Origin of the sequence: Nocardia sp. NBC_01377, from assembly GCF_045040005.1 — a bacterium.
Taxonomy (GTDB): Bacteria; Actinomycetota; Actinomycetes; order Mycobacteriales; family Mycobacteriaceae; genus Nocardia; species Nocardia noduli.
Genome location: NZ_CP109566.1, coordinates 8,596,699 through 8,615,759 on the forward strand (window position 1 = coordinate 8,596,699; position 19,061 = coordinate 8,615,759).

Below are 19,061 nucleotides of genomic sequence, written 5' to 3' on the forward strand. Positions count from 1 at the left end.
GGTCACTCCCGACGAAACTCCGCGCTGGTCCTTCGGTGCCCGCCCGACCGCCAAGGGTGCGGTGAGTTCTCCGTGCGGCAATACTGTCGGCCCGCGGATGTCGGCGCGATGATCGCCTCGACGTCGATACCCGGGACTAGGCTCGCGAGATGACCACTCCGCTACGGCTCGAAGTCATCGTCGCCAGTGTGCGACCGGAACGTTTCGCCCCGGTCGTCGCCGAGTGGTTCCTGCGGACCGTGCGTACGGATTCCGCCTTCGACACCGGTGTCATCGACCTGATCGACACCCCGCTCCCGGTGGACCTCACCGAATCACCGCAGGTCGAAGCCTTCCGGGCCAGGCTGGCGGCGGCGGACGCCTTCGTCGCGATCACCTCGGAGTACAACCACGGATATCCGGCCTCGCTCAAGACCGCGTTCGACACCGCGAAACACGAATGGCGTGCCAAGCCCATCGGATTCGTGTCCTACGGCGGGCTGTCGGGCGGGTTGCGCGCGGTGGAGCAGTTACGTCAGGTGGTGGCCGAGATCCACATGGTGTCGGTCCGCGAGACGGTGAGTTTCCACCAGGCCAAGCGCGCCTTCGACGCCGTCGGTGAGACCCGCGACGGCGCGGCGGTCGACGCGTCGGCTCGCATGCTGCGTCAATTGGCCTGGTGGGCGAGCACTTTGCGAGCCGCGCGAGCGGCCGACCCGTACCCCGGCTGACCGGCCCGCCTTCCGCGAGGGGTGGAAATCACTGGGGTTGCATGATCCGTCGACCGCGCGGCTGTCCGATGTAGGTGGCCTCGCGCGGGATGGAGACCAGCGTCAGATCGACCTGCGCCGTCCCGGTGCGCAGCACCACGTGGTTGCCGATCGCTCCCGGCTGGTGGATCGACAGGTCGGGGCGCGTCGCGGGCCAGCCCATCGGATCGCCCGTGACGTAGATGGTCGTGACACCCGCGTGCGGCGCGGGCGCGAGCACCCCGTCCACCACCGTCGCGGTGAAACCCGCGTCGGACTGGTGGGTTTCGACCGCGATGGTCAACCGCTCCGGGTTGCCGATGGTCTGCACCAGGTTGTCCCAGGCGCGTGCGCGATCGGTGCGGATCAGGATTCGTTCGCCGACCGCGAGCGCGCGGAAGACCAACTGCTGGGCCAGATACAGCTCGCCCGCGACGTACACGGTGGAGATACCGGTGCCGACGATCCGGACCGCGACACCCTGATTCTCCTCGTCCGACCCGATCAGCTGTCCGCAGCCCGACGACGGAAGATGCAGCGCGGAAAGCACATCGATCGGATATTCGATCATCGGCACGGTGTCGTCGACACCGGGGGCCGCCAGCGGCAGATGAGCGAGCAGCCCGTCGCGATGCCGTCCCGCCATCGAGACCATGCCCGCGAGCTTGCCGCGGTCCGGCAGTTCCCTGGCGGTGAGACGCCAGGCGGCGCCGATACTCACCGATTCGGCGGAGTTGCCCGGCCGTAGTCGCACCGCGACCGTCGTGCCGCGCGAAGGCGCGACCCACAATTGGGCGAGCAGATCGGAACCGAGCCGTTTGGGATCGACGGCGCTGCCGATATTGACCGCGTTGCCGATCTCGGCGTAGCGCCAGCTGTGGGTCAGCGCGCGCGGGTCGTAGCCCGCGGTGATCTGGAGGACGGCCTTGCGGATTTCGGGGGCGGTCAGGATGCGCGCGCTGCAATCGGCGTCCTCCAGTGCCCGCATGATCCGCTGCGTCGCGATCGTGACCGCGCGCGAGGCGCCTTCGCTGCCGCCGCCGCGCCGGGCCGCCGCTTCCGGGCAGGCGATGGTGTCGAAGCTGATGGCGAGCCAGACCGCGCGATGGGCGGTGGCGGGCAGCGGACCGAGCAGGGATTCGTAGATCGTGCCCGCCGGTGTGCCGGAACGGCTGCGGTGTCCGTGACTGATGATGTCGATGCCACTGAGCAGAATGTCGTGCTGGTTCAGGCATTTCGCGAGTTCGGGCAGGGGAAGCAGATGCGACGCGTGCACGGTGCTGCTGGAGATCCTGGTGAGTCCGCCGCGCGGCGGCAGCACCTCGACGACGGTGACGACGCGGCTGCCGTCCCAGTACAGGCCGAGCGAGCGGTCGTCGGGGCCGCGGAAATCGACGGTGTCGCCGATCTCGTAGTCGCGCTTGCTCAGATAGCGCCACCAGGTGGCGATCCAATCCAGCACGGTGCGTTTGGCTATCGGGATCAGCGGGAGCAGCATGAGGGCTACCGCGACGGCCAGGGCGGGCCACTTGTCGAGTCCGGCCAGCAGCGCGATCAGACCGGCGCAAAGTCCGATTACCTGTGCTACCAGCAGATTCTGTAGTGAGATGCGACCAAGGAGCGGGCGCGGCCCTGCTCCGGCTGCTTCGGCCATGATCGTCCCCCAAGTACCCGGTATCGACCGCTTCCTACCGGCCGAGCTGAACAACAGTCCCCGCGAACTGTACTGTGTTCGGCGAAGGTGAGCACTGTCCGGGGGAGAGAAGATGCCGTCCAAACCTACTACGCGCTGGCAGGTCAGCGGCTATCGCTTCCTGGTCCGCCGGATGGAACACGCCCTGGTCCGCCGGGACGTTCGCATGCTGCACGACCCGATGCGATCGCAGACCCGCGCGTACGCCGTGGGATTGGTGCTCGGACTCGTCGTACTGGCCGGTTGCGGCATTCTCGCGCTGCTTCGCCCCCAGGACAAGATCGGTTCCAACACCCTGCTGATCGGCAAGGAGTCCGGCGGCGTCTACGTGGTCATCGACGACGTGGTGCATCCGGCGCTGAACCTCGCCTCGGCCCGGCTTGCCTCGGGTGAATCCGGAAAAGCCGTCATCGTCAAGGAATCCGAACTCGGCAAGAAACCTCGCGGTCAGCTGATCGGCATTCCGGGTGCGCCCGCTGCGCTGCGCTACGACAAGGACGGCAGCGGCCGGGCCTGGACGGTCTGCGATGTGCTGAAGGTCGACGGCAGTAAGGATCTCACCACCTCGGTACTCGCGGGAGACCCACAACTGGGCGACAAGGCCTCCGTCCTCGGCGCCGATCAGGCACTGCTCGTCAAGGCCAAGGACACCGTCTACCTGGTATTCGACGGCAAGCGGGCGCGCGTGGACATGAACGTCCGCGCGGTCACCGACGCGCTCGGCATCACCGGAGCCACCCCGCGCCCGGTCGCCGAGGGATTCATCAACACCGTTCCCGAAGTGCTGCCGATCATCTCGCCGAAGATCGACAATCCCGGCGGCACGGTGACCTACCAGGCGAACAATCACCGCATCGCCGACGTGGTCCAGGTGCCTTCGGAACCGGACAAGTACTACGTCGTGCTCGGCGACGGCTTCCAGGAAGTGTCGAAGCTGACCGCCGACATCATCCGCAATTCCAATCCCACACTGTCCGACGACCCGCGTATCAGCCAATCGGATCGCACCAATGCCGATGTCTCGCACGCGCTCAAGGTCGAGGACTATCCCAAGCGCGCGCCCGGCATCGTCGAGGTGAAGGACCAGCCGGTCAGCTGCATGTCCTGGAAGCCGATTCCCGCCGCGGCAGACAACAAGGACGGCGGCAGGTGGGCCGAGCTTTCGGTGATCACCGGTGTCACCCTGCCGATTCCGGACAGCGCGAAACTGGTGCCGCTGGCCCAGTCCGACGGTTCGGGACCGAACGCCGATTCGGTGTACATCCCGCCGGGCACCGGGGCCTTCGTGCAGACCACCGGCATCGAGCCGGACAGCCGTCGCAAGGACAGCATGTTCTACATCGCCGACACCGGCGTTCGCTACGGCATCAAGAACGAGGATTCACAGAAGGCGCTCGGACTCGACACCGGATCAGGTGTGAGGCCCGAACCCGCGCCGTGGCCGATCGTCGGTCTGCTGGCGTCGGGGCCGACCCTGGGACGTGAAGAGGCGATGGTCGCCCACGACGGCGTGTCCCCCGACCCGTCACCGGCGAAACAGACCGTCGGGAAAGCCAGCAACTAGGGCCGTCACTCGGTCGCCGCGACCGACTCCCGCGCGGTGCGCAGCGCGGCGACCTCGTCGCGCAGCGCCCTGATCTCGGTGACGAGGACGGTGATCTCGCGATCGGTGCTCTCGACATTGGCTTCGACGTTCTTCAGCTGGTCCATCACCCAGCTGGTGGTGGTGCCGATCGCGAAACTGATCAGGCCGATGCCGAAGGTCATCAGGATCAGCGAGATCAAACGGCCTTCGGTCGTCACCGGATACACATCGCCGTAGCCGACCGTGGTCACCGACACCATCGACCACCACAGCGCGTCACCGAAATTGTGGATCTTGCTGTCGGTGGCGCCGTATTCGGAGTCGAAGAACGCCAGGCTGCACAGCAACAGCACGAGCACCGAACTCACGCCGACGAATACCGCCAGCCTTGCCCTGGTCGTGGTGTTGCGGTTCAGGGTGCCGATCACGAGCATGGCCGCGCGCAACAGTCGCAGCGGACGGAACGGCGGCAGCACCACGATCAGCAGATCGACCGGATGGGTGCGCAGGAATCGCCACCTGTTCCCCGACAGCCACAGGCGCACCGCGAAATCCAGCGCGAACGCCGCCCAGATCGCGAAGTCGACCCGGGTGAGCCAGGCATCCAGCCGGGGTGAGGCCCCGGTATCGAGTACCTGCCAGGCGTAGACGCCGAGGAATACGACGGCCAGGACCATCATGGGGATGCCGGTCGTCCGTTCCCAGGTTTCTCGACGGGTGAGCGCGGGCGGTGTTTCGGCCATGGGTTTACCTGTGTCGTTTCGGCTGCGATATCGGCATCACCGCAGGTCGGTCCGCTGAGGCTACCGGTTGCCCGGCCTGCGTGGCAGCCCAGCGACGATCGGAGGGCTGATGTAAGGCCAGTGTGGTGGGTTACGGAACCGATCTTGGTCCCTGCGCGTCCAAGAATGTGACGAGTGGGTTTCCAGTTGGGCGAAACAGGAACGCGCTGCATCGAACCCTTTCGATGCAGCAATTTTCGCCTGGACTCGATCGTCTGCCGTATTGCTCACCCGCTCGGGTCAGCAAAGTATTGAAGGGGATGGGAAATGAAGAACATCAATCGCGCGAGTGCGTCGCTGGCCGTATTGATCGCGCTGGGATCAGGTGCCGCCGGAGTCGTCGGTTCCGGTGTCGCACACGCCGAGGGGTTGACGGCGAGCGAGTGCAACAATGCGGCCGCGCGCGCACAATACGACTTCAATTCTCGCCAGGATCCGACGGCAACTCATGCGACCTACCCGCAGTACTACTGCGCAATCGCCTATTACGATCGTCAGGGCAACGCGGTCTATGAGGTCCGAGTTCGGTACTCGAACACCTAGCCCGGGATGGCGGTATCGCCGCTTCGAGCCATGATCGGCGCCGGGAGATTATGAAGGGAAGAGGTCTTGGTGCGCGTCTCCAGGGCCTCTTCCCTTCAGTGCTGCGGACGACCGTCACATGTCGTTACCCGATACGCCGAATCGTCGGCGAATCGGGAACGATGCGAGATAGCCCAGGAGCAGTGCGCCTCCGATGATGCCTGTACCGATCAACGACACATCGCGCGCTCGATTGTCAGGCGGCGTCGGCGCCGCGGGCACCGCGAGCTGCTGACTCTTCGGAGGAGTCGGGGTCTTGGGTGGAAGAGAGCCGGTGACCTCGTCGGTCAGGGCTGCGATCGGATCCACCGCGCCATATCCGATGTACTTGTTCCAGCCCTCAGCCGGTGCATGCGCCGTTGCCTGAATACGTTTCATAACCTCGCGGGCACTCAGTTCAGGGAATCGCGCCCGAACGAGCGCGACGACACCGGCGACTATCGGTGTCGCGAAACTGGTCCCGGAGATCGTCCCCTGCTCTCCCCGCTGATTGATCGCGCCAACGGCGGTGCCGCTACCACGCGGGTTGAGCGAGACCATATTCTCGCCCGGTGCGGCGACACTCAACCATGGGCCTGGAACAGTGAACTTGGACGGTGCGCCGTTGGAATCGATCGATCCGACCGACAGAACATAGTCGTCCCAACGCGCAGGCACGACATTCACCTGGACCTTGCTCCATGGATCGGCGGTTGGATCGAGCGGGTCGACCACCGTATTCTCGGTCTTGCACGCGTCCTCGGCGTTTCCGGCAGCGACCACGACCACGACATCGCGTTCCACGGCGTACTGAAGTGCCGCGCCGATCGAGCCGTCGACGTCCTTCTGTGGACCGCACCAGACCTCGGAAATATTGATCACGGTGGCACCCTTGTCGACCGCGCGCACGATCGCGGACGCCATCGTGCCGAGATTGCCATAGCTGTCCGGGAAATCGTCGGGCGCCTTTTCCCGCGAGCGGCCTTCCTTCTGATACATCTTGCTGGTCTGGCGAATCGTCATGATCCGCGCCTCCGGTGCCACCCCCGCAAATCCCTGACCGTCGACCTCGGAGGCCGCGATCAAGCCCGCGACGAATGTGCCGTGCCCGTCGCAGTCTTCGGTGCCATCACCGACGTTGGCTACGAAGTCACCTTCGGCTTGCAGGTCGGGCAGTCGCGGATGCCTGGCCACGCCGGTATCGATGACGGCGACAACCTGGCCCGCGCCCTTGGAGAACTTCCAGGCACGCTCCAGATCGAGGGACCGCTGTGCTGTCGGAATCGTCGAGCCGTCCCCGCCCGTCACTATGTCAGCGCAATTGGAGTTCGCTGGGCGTTCGGTCTTCTCCGGAGGCGCCGCCGGATCTCCCGCCGGCCGCAGTGCGGGGTTTGCGGAAGGCGGGCGATCAGCGTGCGCGACACCGTGTCCGGCGCCGAGACCGAGCGACGCGCTCAGACCGAGCGTGACAGCGACCGCGACGATTCGCAGGGGCACCTTCACGACAGCGCCTCGCTCATCCTCATCGCTTTCGGCTCGTTGCCCGCACTCATAGTCCGCGGACGAGGGAGTAGAGCGATGCCACCCAGAACACCAGCGGCAGCACGGCGGCGACGAAGGCGTATTCGAGCAGCTCCACGCCTCGACGCATCGGCGGTGTCGCCGACTGGTTCGGGATGATGATGCCAAGGATCAGCGACGCGATCAGGATGATCATGGCCACCCCGAACACCCCGAGCGGCATATCCATTTCGAAACTGGCCCCGACCAGCATGAGCAGCACGATGGACGCGCCGCCCGCGATCAGTACGACAGCCTGTTCCGCGCCCGCGTAGGTGCGGCTGCGGAACATCAGCACGGCGGCGCAGACCAGCGCGAGCGAAATACCCTGCCAGTACGGATCACCCGACTCCGGGTCGGTGGCGGCGAGCGCGCCGACCACCGTGACCAGCGTGGTCGCCGATACCAGTCCGGCGAGGTACATCCTGGCCCGCTCGGATTTCACCCGCAGCGCGTCCATCGTCGGCAGTGCCCGGTGATCGTCGGGATCGTCCTCGGTCGGATCGATCGGGGTGCCGGGGGAGGGCACGGGAGGCAGCGGCAATTTCGCGAGCAGCATCGAGATCCGCGGCGAGAGCGAGAGTCCGGCCAGGCCGATGGCCGCGGCGACCGCGCCGATCGCCTTGACCGGCTGATCGGTGAGCAATCCGACGATGGCCGCGGGAACGGCGTACACCGACAGGGTCGCGGTGCCGATGAACAGCGCGAGTCCGACGCCGGTGACGCGCCAGGCGAGAATCGATGTCGCGCCGAGCAGTACCGAGCCGAGCAGCAGGTGCGCCCAGCCGTAATCATCGGGGACGTAGAGCATTCCGGCCGCGAAGGCCGCGGGTAGCGCGCAGCCGCCGAGGACGAGGGCGGTCCTGGTGTCGCCGTACATGCGGCTGAGCACCATGCCCGCGACGACGAGCAGGATTCCGACGCCGAGCGCGATCGAACCGCTCACCCACACCGGCAGTTCGTCCGGCGACATCAGCAATCCGAGGCAGCCGATGATCATCGTGATCGCGGCGAGCACCGAACCGGTCAGCCTCGCGGTTTTCGGTGTCCAGCTTCGGTAGTGGTCCGCGTCGGCGATCGCGACGTTGTACATGATGTCGTCGAACAGCGGTGTCGGCGCGATATGCGAGGCGCTTTCCAACATCAGCAGTTCGCCGTCGCGTACGCCGAGTTCCCCGAGGCTCAGCGAATTGGACAGCGGTGGTTGACCGATCCTGGCCAGCACCCACTCGGCGGGCTCGTAACGTTCGCCCTCGTTGTCGAAATCGTTGGTCCGGCTGTGCTGAGCGACCATGTCGACGACGCTCGGGATGACCAACGCGACCGGCACGTCGACCGGGATGGCCATGTCCACCTGGGTGTGTTTGGCCAGGATAGTGACACGCGCCAGATCAGGCGCGCGGACGATCCCACGGGAGGAGTCTTCGTCGATGTGGTCAAGGCGCGCGTGCGTCAAACTTCCCCCAACTTCGTGTTCTACCTCGTACTTCCGCTGACGCGCGCCCGAGGCGGCGAGGTTGCGAACCCCGGCGTCCTGACAGCAGAATGCAGGACGAACTGTACGACATGTCGGCAGCGGCCTCTACACTGAGCCCGAAGTTGCAGCATGCAAAAGGGGGATTTCTCGACCGATGAGTACTGTCCGGTTCCAGCGCCGTGCCCGTCGGGAGATGCCCCGTACGCCCGGTGGTGAGGTCACATTACAGCCGCCACCCGAAATTCCCCGGGTGACACCCGGAAACCTCCTATCGAAGATGATGCCGGTCGTCATGGTGATCGGCATGGTCGGCATGATGGCCCTGATGTTCACCCAGGGCGGCGGTATCGCGTCGAACCCGATGAGCATGATGTTCCCGCTCATGATGATGTTCTCGATGGTGGGCATGTTCGCGGGCCAGGGCGGGGGGAAAGGCGCGAAGGCCGCTGAGGCGAACGAGGACCGCAAGGACTACCTGCGCTATTTGGACCAGGTCCGCAAGGATGTCGACGAAACCGCCTCCCAGCAGCGCGCTTCGGTGGAATGGAGTCATCCGGAACCGGCGCTGATCTGGATGCTGGCCGGGACCAGCCGCATGTGGGAGCGGCGCGCCGGGGACAAGGATTTCTGCCACGCCCGCATCGGCATCGGCGGTCAGCGTCTGGCTACCAGGCTCGTCGCCCCCGAGACCGGCCCGGTCGAGGAATTGGAGCCGATCGCCGCGGTGTCGTTGCGCCGGTTCGTGCGCGCCCATTCCACCGTGCCGGATCTGCCGACGGCCATCGCGGTCAAGGGTTTCGCGACCATCGCCCTCGACGGCGACCGGGTCGAGGCCCGCGACATGACACGCGCGATGTTGTTGCAGCTGTGCATGTTCCAAGCACCCGACCAGGTCCTGGTCGCCGTGGTGGCGGGGCCGGACACCGCGCGGGAATGGGAATGGACCAAATGGCTTCCGCACACCCAGCATCCGGACGCGCAGGACGGGATCGGCTCCCAGCGCATGTTCTTCGGCTCGATCCGCGAGGCGATGGCGAGCCTGCATTCGTTGCTCGCCAATCGCGTCCGCTACTCCCGTAACCAGCCCGCGAACGCCAATCTGGTCCATATCGTCATCGTGGTCGACGGTGGCCTGCTCGAGGCCGAAGACGACCAGCTGCGCGAATCCGGCTTCGAGGGTGTCACCATCATCGACCTCTGCGGTTACGCACCGCGCCTTGCGGTGTCGCGCGGTATCAAGATGGTCATCGAGAACGGCGAGTGCATCGGCCGCGGCGCCACCGGCAACCAGGAGCGTTTCGCGCTCATCGACCGGATCAGCAGCCAGCAGGCCCAGCAGGTGGCGCGCAGGCTCGCACCGTATCGCGCGGCCACCCAGCGCAGCAGCGATGTCGAAACCGACGATAGCGAGGTGATCTCGACCTGGTCGCAGCTGATGAGCCTCGGCGATATCGGCACCTTCAACCCCGAGCACGCGTGGCGGCCCCGCTACGGCCGGGAGCGGCTGCGGGTGGCCTTCGGCGTCGGCGCGGACGGACTGCCCGTCGAACTCGATATCAAGGAAGCCGCCGAGAGCGGTATGGGCCCGCACGGTCTGTGCATCGGCGCGACCGGTTCCGGTAAATCGGAATTCCTGCGCACCCTGGTGCTGAGCCTGCTCGCCACGCACTCACCGGATCAGCTCAACCTCGTCCTCGTCGACTTCAAGGGCGGCGCGACCTTCCTCGGTCTCGACGGCGTGCCGCACGTCGCCGCCGTCATCACCAACCTCGAAGAGGAAGCCGATCTCGTCGACCGTATGCGCGACGCGCTGGCCGGTGAGATGAACCGCCGCCAGGAAGTGCTGCGCCAGGCGGGCAATTTCGCCAACGTGTCCGAATACGAGAAGGCCCGTGCCGCGGGCGCGGATCTGGATCCGTTGCCCGCGCTGTTCGTCGTACTCGACGAATTCTCCGAACTGCTCACCCAGCACCCGGATTTCGCGGAGTTGTTCGTCATGATCGGTCGCCTCGGCCGGTCGCTGCACGTCCACCTGCTGCTCGCGTCCCAGCGCCTCGAGGAAGGCAAGCTGAAGGGTCTGGAGAGCCACCTCTCCTACCGCATCGGTCTTAAGACGTTCTCCGCCAACGAATCACGCCAGGTGCTCGGTGTGCCCGACGCCTACAACCTGCCCGGTATCCCCGGTGGTGGTTACCTCAAGTCGGATTCCGGTGAGATCCAGCGCTTCCAGGCGTCCTACGTCTCCGGCCCCTATGTCGGCGGCGGCTCGCAGCGCGAGGTCACCAGCGCGGGTATCGCCGGCGGCGAAATCGATGTCAGGGCCAGGCCCTTCACCGCGCACCACGTCGATTTCCGCGCCGTCGACAGGATTCCGCTGCCGCAGGAACCCACCCACGAACCCGACGATCAGCATTCCGACGACGGCGACCAGATGTCCAACCTGAACATGCTGGTCTCCCGCATCCGAGGGCACGGCCGCCCCGCGCACGAGATCTGGCTGCCGCCGCTCGACGAGGCGCCGACCCTGGATCAACTCATCCCGCGTTCGGTCCTCACCGGCGAATACGCCTCGCCCGCGACCCTGCGCGCGCCCATCGGCCTGGTCGACCGTCCCTACGACCAGCGGCGTGACCCGCTCGTGGTCGACCTTTCCGGCTCACGCGGCAATATCGCGGTGGTCGGCGGTCCGCAGTCGGGCAAGTCGACCGCGCTGCGCACCTTGATCATGGCGATGGCCATGACCCACACCGCCGAGCAGGTGCAGTTCTACTGCCTGGACTTCGGTGGCGGCACGCTCGGCAGTCTCGAGGGACTGCCGCACGTCGGCTCGGTCGCCAGCCGCCTGGACGAGGACAAGGTCCGCCGCACGATCGCGGAGATGACCACCATCGTGCGTCAGCGCGAGGGACGTTTCCGTGCGCTCGGCATCGAATCGATGTCCGAGTTCCGGCGGCTGCGGTCCACGGACCCGTCGAGCAGTCCGGCGGCGGCGGGAACACACGACGATCCGTTCGGCGACGTGTTCCTGGTGGTCGACGGATTCAGCTCGATCCGACAGGATTTCGAGCCGCTCGAACAGCCGATCATGAACCTCGCGGTGCAGGGTCTTTCCTACGGCGTGCACGTGGTGATCGCGCTGAACCGCTGGGCCGAGGCCCGTCCCGCCCTGAAGGATCAGATCGCCACCCGTATCGAGTTGCGACTCGGTGATCCGATGGATTCCGACCTGGGCCGCAAATTCGCGGCACTGGTTCCGCAGGGCCGCCCCGGCCGCGGTATGACACCGGACTGCCTGCACATGCTCACCGGCCTGCCGCGTATCGACGGCAGTTCCGACCCGACGAATCTGGGTCAGGCCGTCGCCGAAGCGGTGTCGACCATCGCCCGCCTCACCCCTGGCCGCGCCGCGCCCGCCGCCCGCATGCTGCCCGAAGTACTGCCCCGCGAACAATTGCTCCAGCACGTGGGCAACTGGCCCTCGCAGGTCGATCCGAACGTCAAGACCATGCGGATTCCGCTCGGTATCAACGAGTCCGAACTTGCCCCGGTCTTCATCGACTTCAACGAGAGCCCGCATTTCATCATCATCGGCGATACCGAATCCGGTAAGACCACACTGCTGCGTTCGATCATCGACGGTATCGCGGCGTCGAACACTCCGAACCAGGCCCGGATCATCCTCGGCGACTACCGGCGCTCCATGCTCGGCCTCGTCCCCGACGGTTACCTCGCCGGATACGGTTCGACCGCGCCGCAGTTCACCCAGAACATGGCCGATCTGGCCGCCTACGTCAGCCAGCGCACGCCCGGCGCCGACGTGACCCCGCAACAACTGCGCGACCGATCCTGGTGGAGCGGTCCGGAGCTCTACGTCATCATCGACGACTACGACCTGGTCGCCACCTCGATGGGCAACCCGACATCGGTTCTGGTGGAACACCTTCCGCACGCCCGCGATCTCGGCTTCCACCTGATCATCGCGCGGCGTTCGGGCGGTTCGGCCAGGGCCATGTACGAAGCCACGATGGCGCGCATGAAGGATCTCGGTTCCGCGGGTCTGATCATGAGCTGCAACAAGGACGAGGGCGTGCTGATGGGCACCGTGCGCCCGAGCCCGCTGCCGCCGGGCCGCGGTCATTTCATCACCCGTAACGCGCAGGAACTGATCCAGCTCGCCTGGATGCCGGCGGCGGAGTGATGTCGACCGTCGAGTTGGTCATGACCGACACCAGGGTCTGGGCCGTCGGCCCCGCCACCCATTGGGAGGTGCCGCCGTCGGTGGTGCTGGGCAGCAACGGAAATCTGGTGGTGGGGGAGTCTCTGACCCCTCCCACCCAGGTCAGCTCCGCCGTCCAGTTCGTCCCCGCGGAGCGGATCGCGCTGCTGCCCCGCGTGCCCACCGTCGTCGAATCCATGGCCGCGGTGGTCGACGCGGTCTTCGAGAATCTCGGCGTCGCCTCGCCCGCCGAACGTGTCACCGTGGTCTGCCCGACCGAATGGGGCGGGCGCAGGCGTTCGGTGGTCGACGCCGCCGTCCGCCGCTTCACCGCCGAGGTGACATTCGAGGAAATGGCCATTCGTTCGGTGACCACCGACCTCTCGGCCGCCCGCGCCTCGCGCAGCGTGGTCCTGGAATTCGGCGCGATCACCACCACCGCGTCCACGGTGACACCCGGCCTGCACGGTCCCCAGCTCGAATCCTGCGAATTCGAACCGGATCTCGCGGTCACCGACCTCGGTGTCGACCCGCGCGCCGCCCTCGCCCTGTCGTCGCTGCTCGGCACACTCCTGGATGGCCGACAGGTCGATATCGTTCGAGTAGTGGGCGTTTCGACTCCCGCGCAACTCGAAGCGATCCGGTCCTCGGTGCAAGAGGTATGCGGGCCCGCCGCCGAGGTACGCCCGGTGACCGGTGCCGATCTGGTTCGCTCCGCACAGCCGCAACCCCAATACCGCCCCGCCCCCGCGTTTCCCGCGAACGAATGGCTGCAACCGCTGCGCGAACGCGCGGCCGCGCAACAGGATCCGAAACAGCGCCGGACGATGTACATCCTCGGCGCCGTCGCGACCGTCGTCGTGATCGCCGCCGCGGTGATCGGCGCGGTCGTCGCACTCGGTGGCTCCGACGACGACGCGACGGCGGCACCCCCGCCCACCGGCACCGTGACGGCCCCCGCCCCGTCCACGCCGCCGAGAATCGCCGCCCCCACCACCCCACCCGGCCCCACACCGGAAGTGTTCGGCCGCATCCGTTTCCAGACCCCCGACGGCTGGAAGGCCACCCCGGCCACGGGCGGCTCCCGCGTCGATCTCGCACCGCTCGACGGCACCAAACTCCGGATCACCGTCATCCAGGGCTCCGTCGCCCCGAACGCCGGATACGAACAGATCGCCGCCGATCTGGCGGACCAGATGAAACAGAAGCCGACGATCAGCGACCTGCGCCGCGACGTCGTCTTCGGCGGCCGTTCGATGCTGGCCTATACCGAACGGCCGGAGGGTGGTTCGACCGTGCGTTGGCACATACTGGTGGAACACGGCATCCAGGTGAGCATCGGTTGCCAGTACGCCGGGAACGGGTGGGACGCGCTGGCTACGACCTGCGACAAGTTCGCGGCCTCGGTCGATGTGATGCCGTAGACGCGCAGCTCGTCGGTTCGCCGACGGCTGCCCCGCGCACCGGTGAAACGTTCATGAAAAGCCGTGTGCCCCCGGCATAACGCCGGGGGCACATACCGCAGGACAGACAGCCGTCAGAACAGGTTGGCCAGAGCGGAGTCGGTGCTCTGCAGCTCCGAGTTGCCGGTGCTGACCAGCTGGGCGGCGCCGTTCAGCGTCGTCTGCAGCGATTCGGCCTGCTTGGCCCAGTTCCGCTGCATTTCGCTGAACGCATCGTTGGCGGCACCGGCTCCGTACACGGCGACGTACTCTTCGACCTTCTTGTGGAAGGCTTCGAGATCCTGGCTGATGCCTTCGGCGCGCTTGATGATCTGCTGCGCACCCGATTCGACACCCGAGAAGTTGGCTGAGATCGGCTTGCTCATAGTTCAGACTCCTTACGAATCGTTCGAGAGAGAGGAATTAGACCGGAGGAAGATCGAGGCTGGAGATCTGAGCCTGGACCTTCGACGAGAACGTGTCGTCTTGATCCTGGAAGTTGCCGCTCATCTTGACCAGCTTCTCGGAGGTCTCCATGAGCTTGTCGTTCATCTTGTCGGCCTGGTAGTAGTAGCGCTCCATGAACGAGTTGAACGCGTCGCGGGCTTGACCCTGCCAGTTTGCGCCGTTCGTGACGTTGTCCTCGTCGGCCTTCAGGGTCCTGATGGCGATCATCAAGCTATCGTGCTGGGCCTGGAACTCCTTGGCCTTCTGCGCGATGACCGTACTGTCTGCCTTCAACTGTTCCGCCATGCTGGCTTCCTCCTGCTGCTCGTGGTCGTCGCCCGAAATCTGAGCTGACACTGTTCATATGGTTGGACGCACCCCTCGCCCGATCGGTTCCATCCATTTCGTGGAAATCTTCTGGATTCCGTCGTGGCCCGAAGCTTGCGCATGGTCGACCGGACTGCACCGAGGTGGAGGGTCTAGCTGACTTCCCCCGAATATCTCGACCGCGGTGTCATCGCGTCGGTCGCCGCCAGCGCGATCGCTCCCCTCCTTCCCCCTGCTTGCTCCACCTGAACGGCGAGTGGGCTGGCTGGACATCACACTACCGAACGGTGTGTGGCAGCGCTACCTGCGTTTCGTGTGCAATTCACTGTGCGCCACGAGTTGTCAAGGTGCCGAGCGAAGTCCGCTACTTCGCGACAACCTTCGCGATCGCGGAAACCAAACTGTCGATCAATGTTCCGGCGGATTGATCAGTCCACACCTGGAATGCCTGTACGGTCGCGAGATCGTCGATGATCACGATCTTCGCTGAGCTGTACGATATTCCGGTGGGCAATCCGCGGAACCCGCCATTGCCTGCTTCTTTATCGGTACGAAACACGATGAGTACTTCGGAGTCGATTTCGGAGGAAGACGTTCCGATCGGCAGTTGCCGTGGTGAGTTCTCATCACCTACCGCTTTGTACTTGGTGCTGTATCGAAACCCGAGGTCCTGCAAGAATTTTGCCTGTGGACTTGGATTCAGCGCGACGGACAGAGTCGCGGTTCCGAAATTCATTGCCGTCACCGTCTTCCCGTCGAATTCCGGGTGTGACTTACGGACCTGCGCCAAATCGGCGCCACCGCCGGTGTTCGACGATGAATCCCCATTGGTGAGAAGTAGTGCGCCAGTCGTGACGGCGGCCGCGGCAACGATTGCCACGACGGCGGCGACGAGCCATCGACGGGCCCGAGCCCGCGCGCTGGAGGCCGACCTCAGCGTCGTCACCAGCTGCTGATCGGTGGTAGCGGAGGCGACGCTTCCCGAAGCCACGTACGACGCGTCCCTCTCGCTTTGCGGCTGGGTGGGGTACGGCCGGTATGTCGCGCGCGGATCTGTGGTGCTACCCCCGTCGGGCGCCCGAAAATGCTGTGGCCCGTGCATCGCGGCCTCGGCTGCCGCGACGAACTCGCGGCACGTCGCGTACCGCTGTGCGGGATCCTTGGCCAGCACCTTGGCGATCACATCATCGAGAGCCGCGGGTAGGCCGGGGCGCACCGCGCTGAGTTTCGGCGGCGGCTCGTGGATATGGCCCATCATGACGACGGCGGGCAGGGTCGAAGGATAGGGGTTCTGGCCTGTCAGCAGCCTGAAGAACGAACATCCGAGGCTGTATATGTCCGCACGCGGATCGAGGCTCGTTCCGATCAGTTGCTCCGGCGGCGCGTAGGCGACCGTCGCCATGAAATTACCGGTCGCGGTGAGGTCTTGGCCGTCCTCCGAGGATTTCGCGACGCCGAAGTCGGTGAGGAGTACACGCTCGTCGTCCCCGTGTTCGGGTGCGGACAACAGAAAATTTGCGGGTTTGACATCGCGGTGCAGCAACCCGCGCCTGTGTGCGTAGTCGAGCCCCTTGCCGACTTCGGAAATGATCCGCAATGCGCGCTGCGGTGTCATCGTCGACGGTCTCGCCTTGGCCTCTTCGGCCGCGTCGGTCCCGTCGACGTATTGCATGGCGATCCACAGTTGGCCCTCCTCTTCGCCGCGGTTGTAGACCGCGACGATATTCGGATGATCCAGACCGGCCGCAAGGTTGGCTTCGCGCTCGAATCGCGCGCGGAATTCGTGATCGGTGGACAGGTCCGCGCTGAGGACCTTCAGCGCGTCACGGCGGGGAAGGATGGGATTCTGCGCCAAGTAGACGGTTCCCATACCGCCGCTGCCCAGTACGTGGAGCACCCGGTAGCCGCCTACGATTGCGCCGGGTCGCAACGCCATTCGGGACCTCCTCAACGATGTCGAATGCCCGGCGAGCGGGCCTTCGGGTGCAATCTAGCAAGCGATCATTCGGTCTTCGACTTCGCGGCGGCGCGAATTCGGCAGACCGCGAGGTTCCGCCGTCGGATGCTGCCGCAATCGATGTCTCGGTCGCTTGGATGGAACCGCCGCCCGATGCGATCTCACCTGCTGGTCAAGAGTGTGTACTGGGCAGAGATCTTCTGATGCAGGTCGGGTAGTTGCTTCCCACGGGCTTGGACGACGTAGCGGTCGATATGCATCATGCACAGATTGTCGATGAGGTACTTGTTGGGATCGGAGCCCGTGTGTTGGGCAAAGCAGTCCACTCGGTCCGTGAGTCCGGCGGGCGATGCGACGATCGTCTGATCCGGTTCCCGTCTCGTCGATGACCGCCACTCCTGCCAGAGAGCTTCGGCTCCCCGCACGGTCCTGCTTCGGAACACGACCGCGTCGCCGAACGAGACGAGATCGACCTCGTTCTTCTTCAGCAAAGACAATGTATCCGCGCCGCCGGTCAAGAACAGCGAGACGGCGCCGCGGCCGGTGTAGTAGCCGTCGGGCTCCGGACGAACGGGTGATTCCAGGCTGCTGGGAAGGGTGCGTCCCACCATGCCCGGTGGGTCGAGCGGAATCCGGGCGAGGTCAGCGCCGGGAGTGGGCCGGAATTCGCCGAGCAGTGGAATCTGGACGTCGAGCATCCGCTCGACGTGTGTGATCAGCGCGGGTAGATCGGGTGCGGAGGTGTCGTCGACGACCTTGATGAAGATGACGTACCTGTCGACGACGGTCCATGAGCCGATGGACGACACTCCGGGCCGCCAGTGTGCCTTCGTGTTCGGATGCTTGGTGATCGAGACAGGTTCGTTGTCCCGGTTGTAGGTGAAGTCGTCGTTCTCCAGCATCGGGCCGACGGAATTCGCGGTATTCGCATCCGGGAACATCAGGACGGCGATATTCATCGTGCGCCGTGGGGCGTCCTCCGCACCACCTGTCGACCACGCATTGACCCATCCGGCTACCAGGTCTTTCGCGACATCATCGAAAGTATCGTTGATGACCAGATTGCCCAACGTCTTTCGGTTCAGGACGATGTGAGTGCGGACGAACCACGCGTCCTCCACATACGCGGGATCGGCCTCGTAGGGGAGTGCTACGAAGTCGGCCAGTCTTTGCGCTTCACGCGCTCTGGCCTGCCGCTGGTTCTTGGCATTGCCGACCGTGCGTGGCTTCACCTCGTAGTTGCCGACGTCGAGACCGGAGGTGTCGGGCTGGACTCGAACCGCGTGGCCGGGTATCTCGGTACCGCAAGCCGCAGTGCCGAGCGCCAGTGCCGCGGAGGTGAGCAGGACCCACAGCGTTCGTGCTGGAAAGGATTTCATACAGTCCGCCACATCACTCCGAGACCAGAAGTTTGTACTGTGCCGCCGCTTTCTGATACAGCTCCTGGGGATTCTTTCCGGTCACTCTGGCAACGAATCTGCCGATCGGGACGAAGCACACCGGCGGATACCAGCTGACATTCATCGTCTTGTCCTCGGTCCCGAAGCATTCGACCATGGGCATGTTCGGCGGGCGGTCCATCGGTTTCCATCCGACCGAATTCTGAGCGATGAGCGCCGCCATCAAGCGTGCGGCACCTGCGGCATCTCGCGCTCGATAGACTCGACCCCCCGAGAACGAGACGAGGTCGACACCGGAGTTCTCGAACGCGGCCTTCGATGACGCCGGATGGATTTCGTAGTGCAGCGCTGCTCGGGCCGACAACAACATCGATTGGTCGTACGTCATGCGTTTCTGGGAGTCTTCCAACGGAAGCGTGCGGCTGAGCAGGCCATCGACGTCGACAGGGATCGAGTCGAATTCAGCGATCGGAGTCGGTGCGTACGACTTCAGTGCTTCGATCTCGTCGACGAGAATTCTGTGGGAAATTTCCAGCAGTGGTGCCGCTTCGGCGGGCTCGCTCACCGGATCATCGATATGTAGAGCCAGCAGCAGAGAATCGTGCGCCAACCACACGTCGAGATATTTCTGACTAGGTGACCATTTGACGTGAGCCTGTGCGAAGTCGGCGAGTCGAAGGGATTCACCGGGCAGATTCCGGGCTTGACGCTCGGCGAGTCTGTCCCCAGCGGCAGAGGCTGCGGAAGCATCCGAGTATCGAAGGATCTGCAGACTTACCTGGCGTCCGAGCCACACAGGGCTGCGACGCTCGGCACTGGTCTGCCAACCGGTGGAAAACCCCTGCGCCAACTCGGCGAATTCCTCGTCGCTCAACGAGTATTGGCC

14 protein-coding genes are annotated in these 19,061 nt (G+C 65.2%); 5 read left to right on the forward strand and 9 right to left on the reverse strand.

All coding sequences use genetic code 11. The features are described 5' to 3' along the window. Positions 1-149: 149 nt before the first annotated feature. Positions 150-710: an NADPH-dependent FMN reductase gene (locus tag OG225_RS39245; RefSeq protein WP_405179675.1), complete on the forward strand. Its 561-nt coding sequence runs from the start codon at positions 150-152 to the stop codon at positions 708-710. 28 nt (positions 711-738) lie between these two features. Here OG225_RS39245 and eccE read toward each other — a convergent pair whose 3' ends face one another. After that, positions 739-2,382 (reverse strand): type VII secretion protein EccE, encoded by a 1,644-nt coding sequence (gene eccE / locus OG225_RS39250; protein ID WP_405179676.1) that lies wholly within the window; start codon positions 2,380-2,382, stop codon positions 739-741. Between the two features lie 112 nt (positions 2,383-2,494). Here eccE and eccB point away from each other — a divergent pair, with 112 nt between their 5' ends. Further along, entirely contained in the window at positions 2,495-3,985 is a 1,491-nt protein-coding gene (eccB, locus tag OG225_RS39255; protein ID WP_405179677.1) for a type VII secretion protein EccB, read from the forward strand. Between the two features lie 5 nt (positions 3,986-3,990). On the opposite strand, the gene OG225_RS39260 is transcribed toward eccB, so the two are convergent. Next, positions 3,991-4,749, reverse strand: a complete 759-nt coding sequence (locus OG225_RS39260) for a potassium channel family protein (protein ID WP_405179678.1) — start codon at positions 4,747-4,749, stop codon at positions 3,991-3,993. A 306-nt stretch (positions 4,750-5,055) separates the two neighbouring features. On the opposite strand from OG225_RS39260, the gene OG225_RS39265 reads away from it, so the two are divergent. Then, the gene (locus OG225_RS39265) at positions 5,056-5,331 is read left to right on the forward strand and encodes a hypothetical protein (protein WP_405179679.1); all 276 of its coding nucleotides are present in this window, start codon (positions 5,056-5,058) and stop codon (positions 5,329-5,331) included. A gap of 114 nt (positions 5,332-5,445) precedes the next feature. On the opposite strand, the gene mycP is transcribed toward OG225_RS39265, so the two are convergent. Further along, the gene (gene mycP, locus OG225_RS39270; RefSeq protein ID WP_405179680.1) at positions 5,446-6,852 is read right to left on the reverse strand and encodes a type VII secretion-associated serine protease mycosin; all 1,407 of its coding nucleotides are present in this window, start codon (positions 6,850-6,852) and stop codon (positions 5,446-5,448) included. A gap of 46 nt (positions 6,853-6,898) precedes the next feature. After that, a complete protein-coding gene (eccD, locus tag OG225_RS39275) occupies positions 6,899-8,365 on the reverse strand; it encodes a type VII secretion integral membrane protein EccD (protein ID WP_405179681.1) in 1,467 nt (488 codons plus the stop codon). Between the two features lie 175 nt (positions 8,366-8,540). On the opposite strand from eccD, the gene eccCa reads away from it, so the two are divergent. Next, positions 8,541-12,584, forward strand: coding sequence for a type VII secretion protein EccCa (eccCa, locus tag OG225_RS39280; protein ID WP_405179682.1), 4,044 nt, complete (start codon positions 8,541-8,543; stop codon positions 12,582-12,584). Beyond that, positions 12,584-14,026 (forward strand): type VII secretion-associated protein, encoded by a 1,443-nt coding sequence (locus OG225_RS39285; protein ID WP_405179683.1) that lies wholly within the window; start codon positions 12,584-12,586, stop codon positions 14,024-14,026. The genes eccCa and OG225_RS39285 overlap by 1 nt, the downstream gene beginning before the upstream one ends. Before the next feature lie 113 nt (positions 14,027-14,139). Here the strand turns inward: OG225_RS39285 and OG225_RS39290 are convergent, their stop codons facing one another. From OG225_RS39290 to OG225_RS39310, 5 genes are all read right to left on the reverse strand, one after another. After that, complete coding sequence (locus tag OG225_RS39290) at positions 14,140-14,430, reverse strand: WXG100 family type VII secretion target (RefSeq protein WP_216914524.1); 291 nt, start codon at positions 14,428-14,430, stop codon at positions 14,140-14,142. 37 nt (positions 14,431-14,467) lie between these two features. Next, positions 14,468-14,848, reverse strand: coding sequence for a WXG100 family type VII secretion target (locus OG225_RS39295; protein WP_216914526.1), 381 nt, complete (start codon positions 14,846-14,848; stop codon positions 14,468-14,470). A 334-nt stretch (positions 14,849-15,182) separates the two neighbouring features. After that, a complete protein-coding gene (locus tag OG225_RS39300) occupies positions 15,183-16,754 on the reverse strand; it encodes a serine/threonine-protein kinase (RefSeq protein WP_216914528.1) in 1,572 nt (523 codons plus the stop codon). 182 nt (positions 16,755-16,936) lie between these two features. Next, positions 16,937-18,154 (reverse strand): hypothetical protein, encoded by a 1,218-nt coding sequence (locus tag OG225_RS39305; RefSeq protein ID WP_405179684.1) that lies wholly within the window; start codon positions 18,152-18,154, stop codon positions 16,937-16,939. Positions 18,155-18,167: 13 nt separating this feature from the next. Further along, a complete protein-coding gene (locus tag OG225_RS39310) occupies positions 18,168-19,049 on the reverse strand; it encodes a hypothetical protein (RefSeq protein ID WP_405179685.1) in 882 nt (293 codons plus the stop codon). Positions 19,050-19,061: the final 12 nt, after the last annotated feature.

Coding starts and splice junctions, on each gene's coding strand:
- OG225_RS39245 (WP_405179675.1), top strand. CDS start 150: ATGACCACTCCGCTACGGCTCGAAGTCATCGTCGCCAGTGTGCGACCG.
- eccE (WP_405179676.1), bottom strand. CDS start 2,382: ATGGCCGAAGCAGCCGGAGCAGGGCCGCGCCCGCTCCTTGGTCGCATC.
- eccB (WP_405179677.1), top strand. CDS start 2,495: ATGCCGTCCAAACCTACTACGCGCTGGCAGGTCAGCGGCTATCGCTTC.
- OG225_RS39260 (WP_405179678.1), bottom strand. CDS start 4,749: ATGGCCGAAACACCGCCCGCGCTCACCCGTCGAGAAACCTGGGAACGG.
- OG225_RS39265 (WP_405179679.1), top strand. CDS start 5,056: ATGAAGAACATCAATCGCGCGAGTGCGTCGCTGGCCGTATTGATCGCG.
- eccCa (WP_405179682.1), top strand. CDS start 8,541: ATGAGTACTGTCCGGTTCCAGCGCCGTGCCCGTCGGGAGATGCCCCGT.
- OG225_RS39285 (WP_405179683.1), top strand. CDS start 12,584: ATGTCGACCGTCGAGTTGGTCATGACCGACACCAGGGTCTGGGCCGTC.
- OG225_RS39290 (WP_216914524.1), bottom strand. CDS start 14,430: ATGAGCAAGCCGATCTCAGCCAACTTCTCGGGTGTCGAATCGGGTGCG.
- OG225_RS39300 (WP_216914528.1), bottom strand. CDS start 16,754: ATGGCGTTGCGACCCGGCGCAATCGTAGGCGGCTACCGGGTGCTCCAC.
- OG225_RS39305 (WP_405179684.1), bottom strand. CDS start 18,154: ATGAAATCCTTTCCAGCACGAACGCTGTGGGTCCTGCTCACCTCCGCG.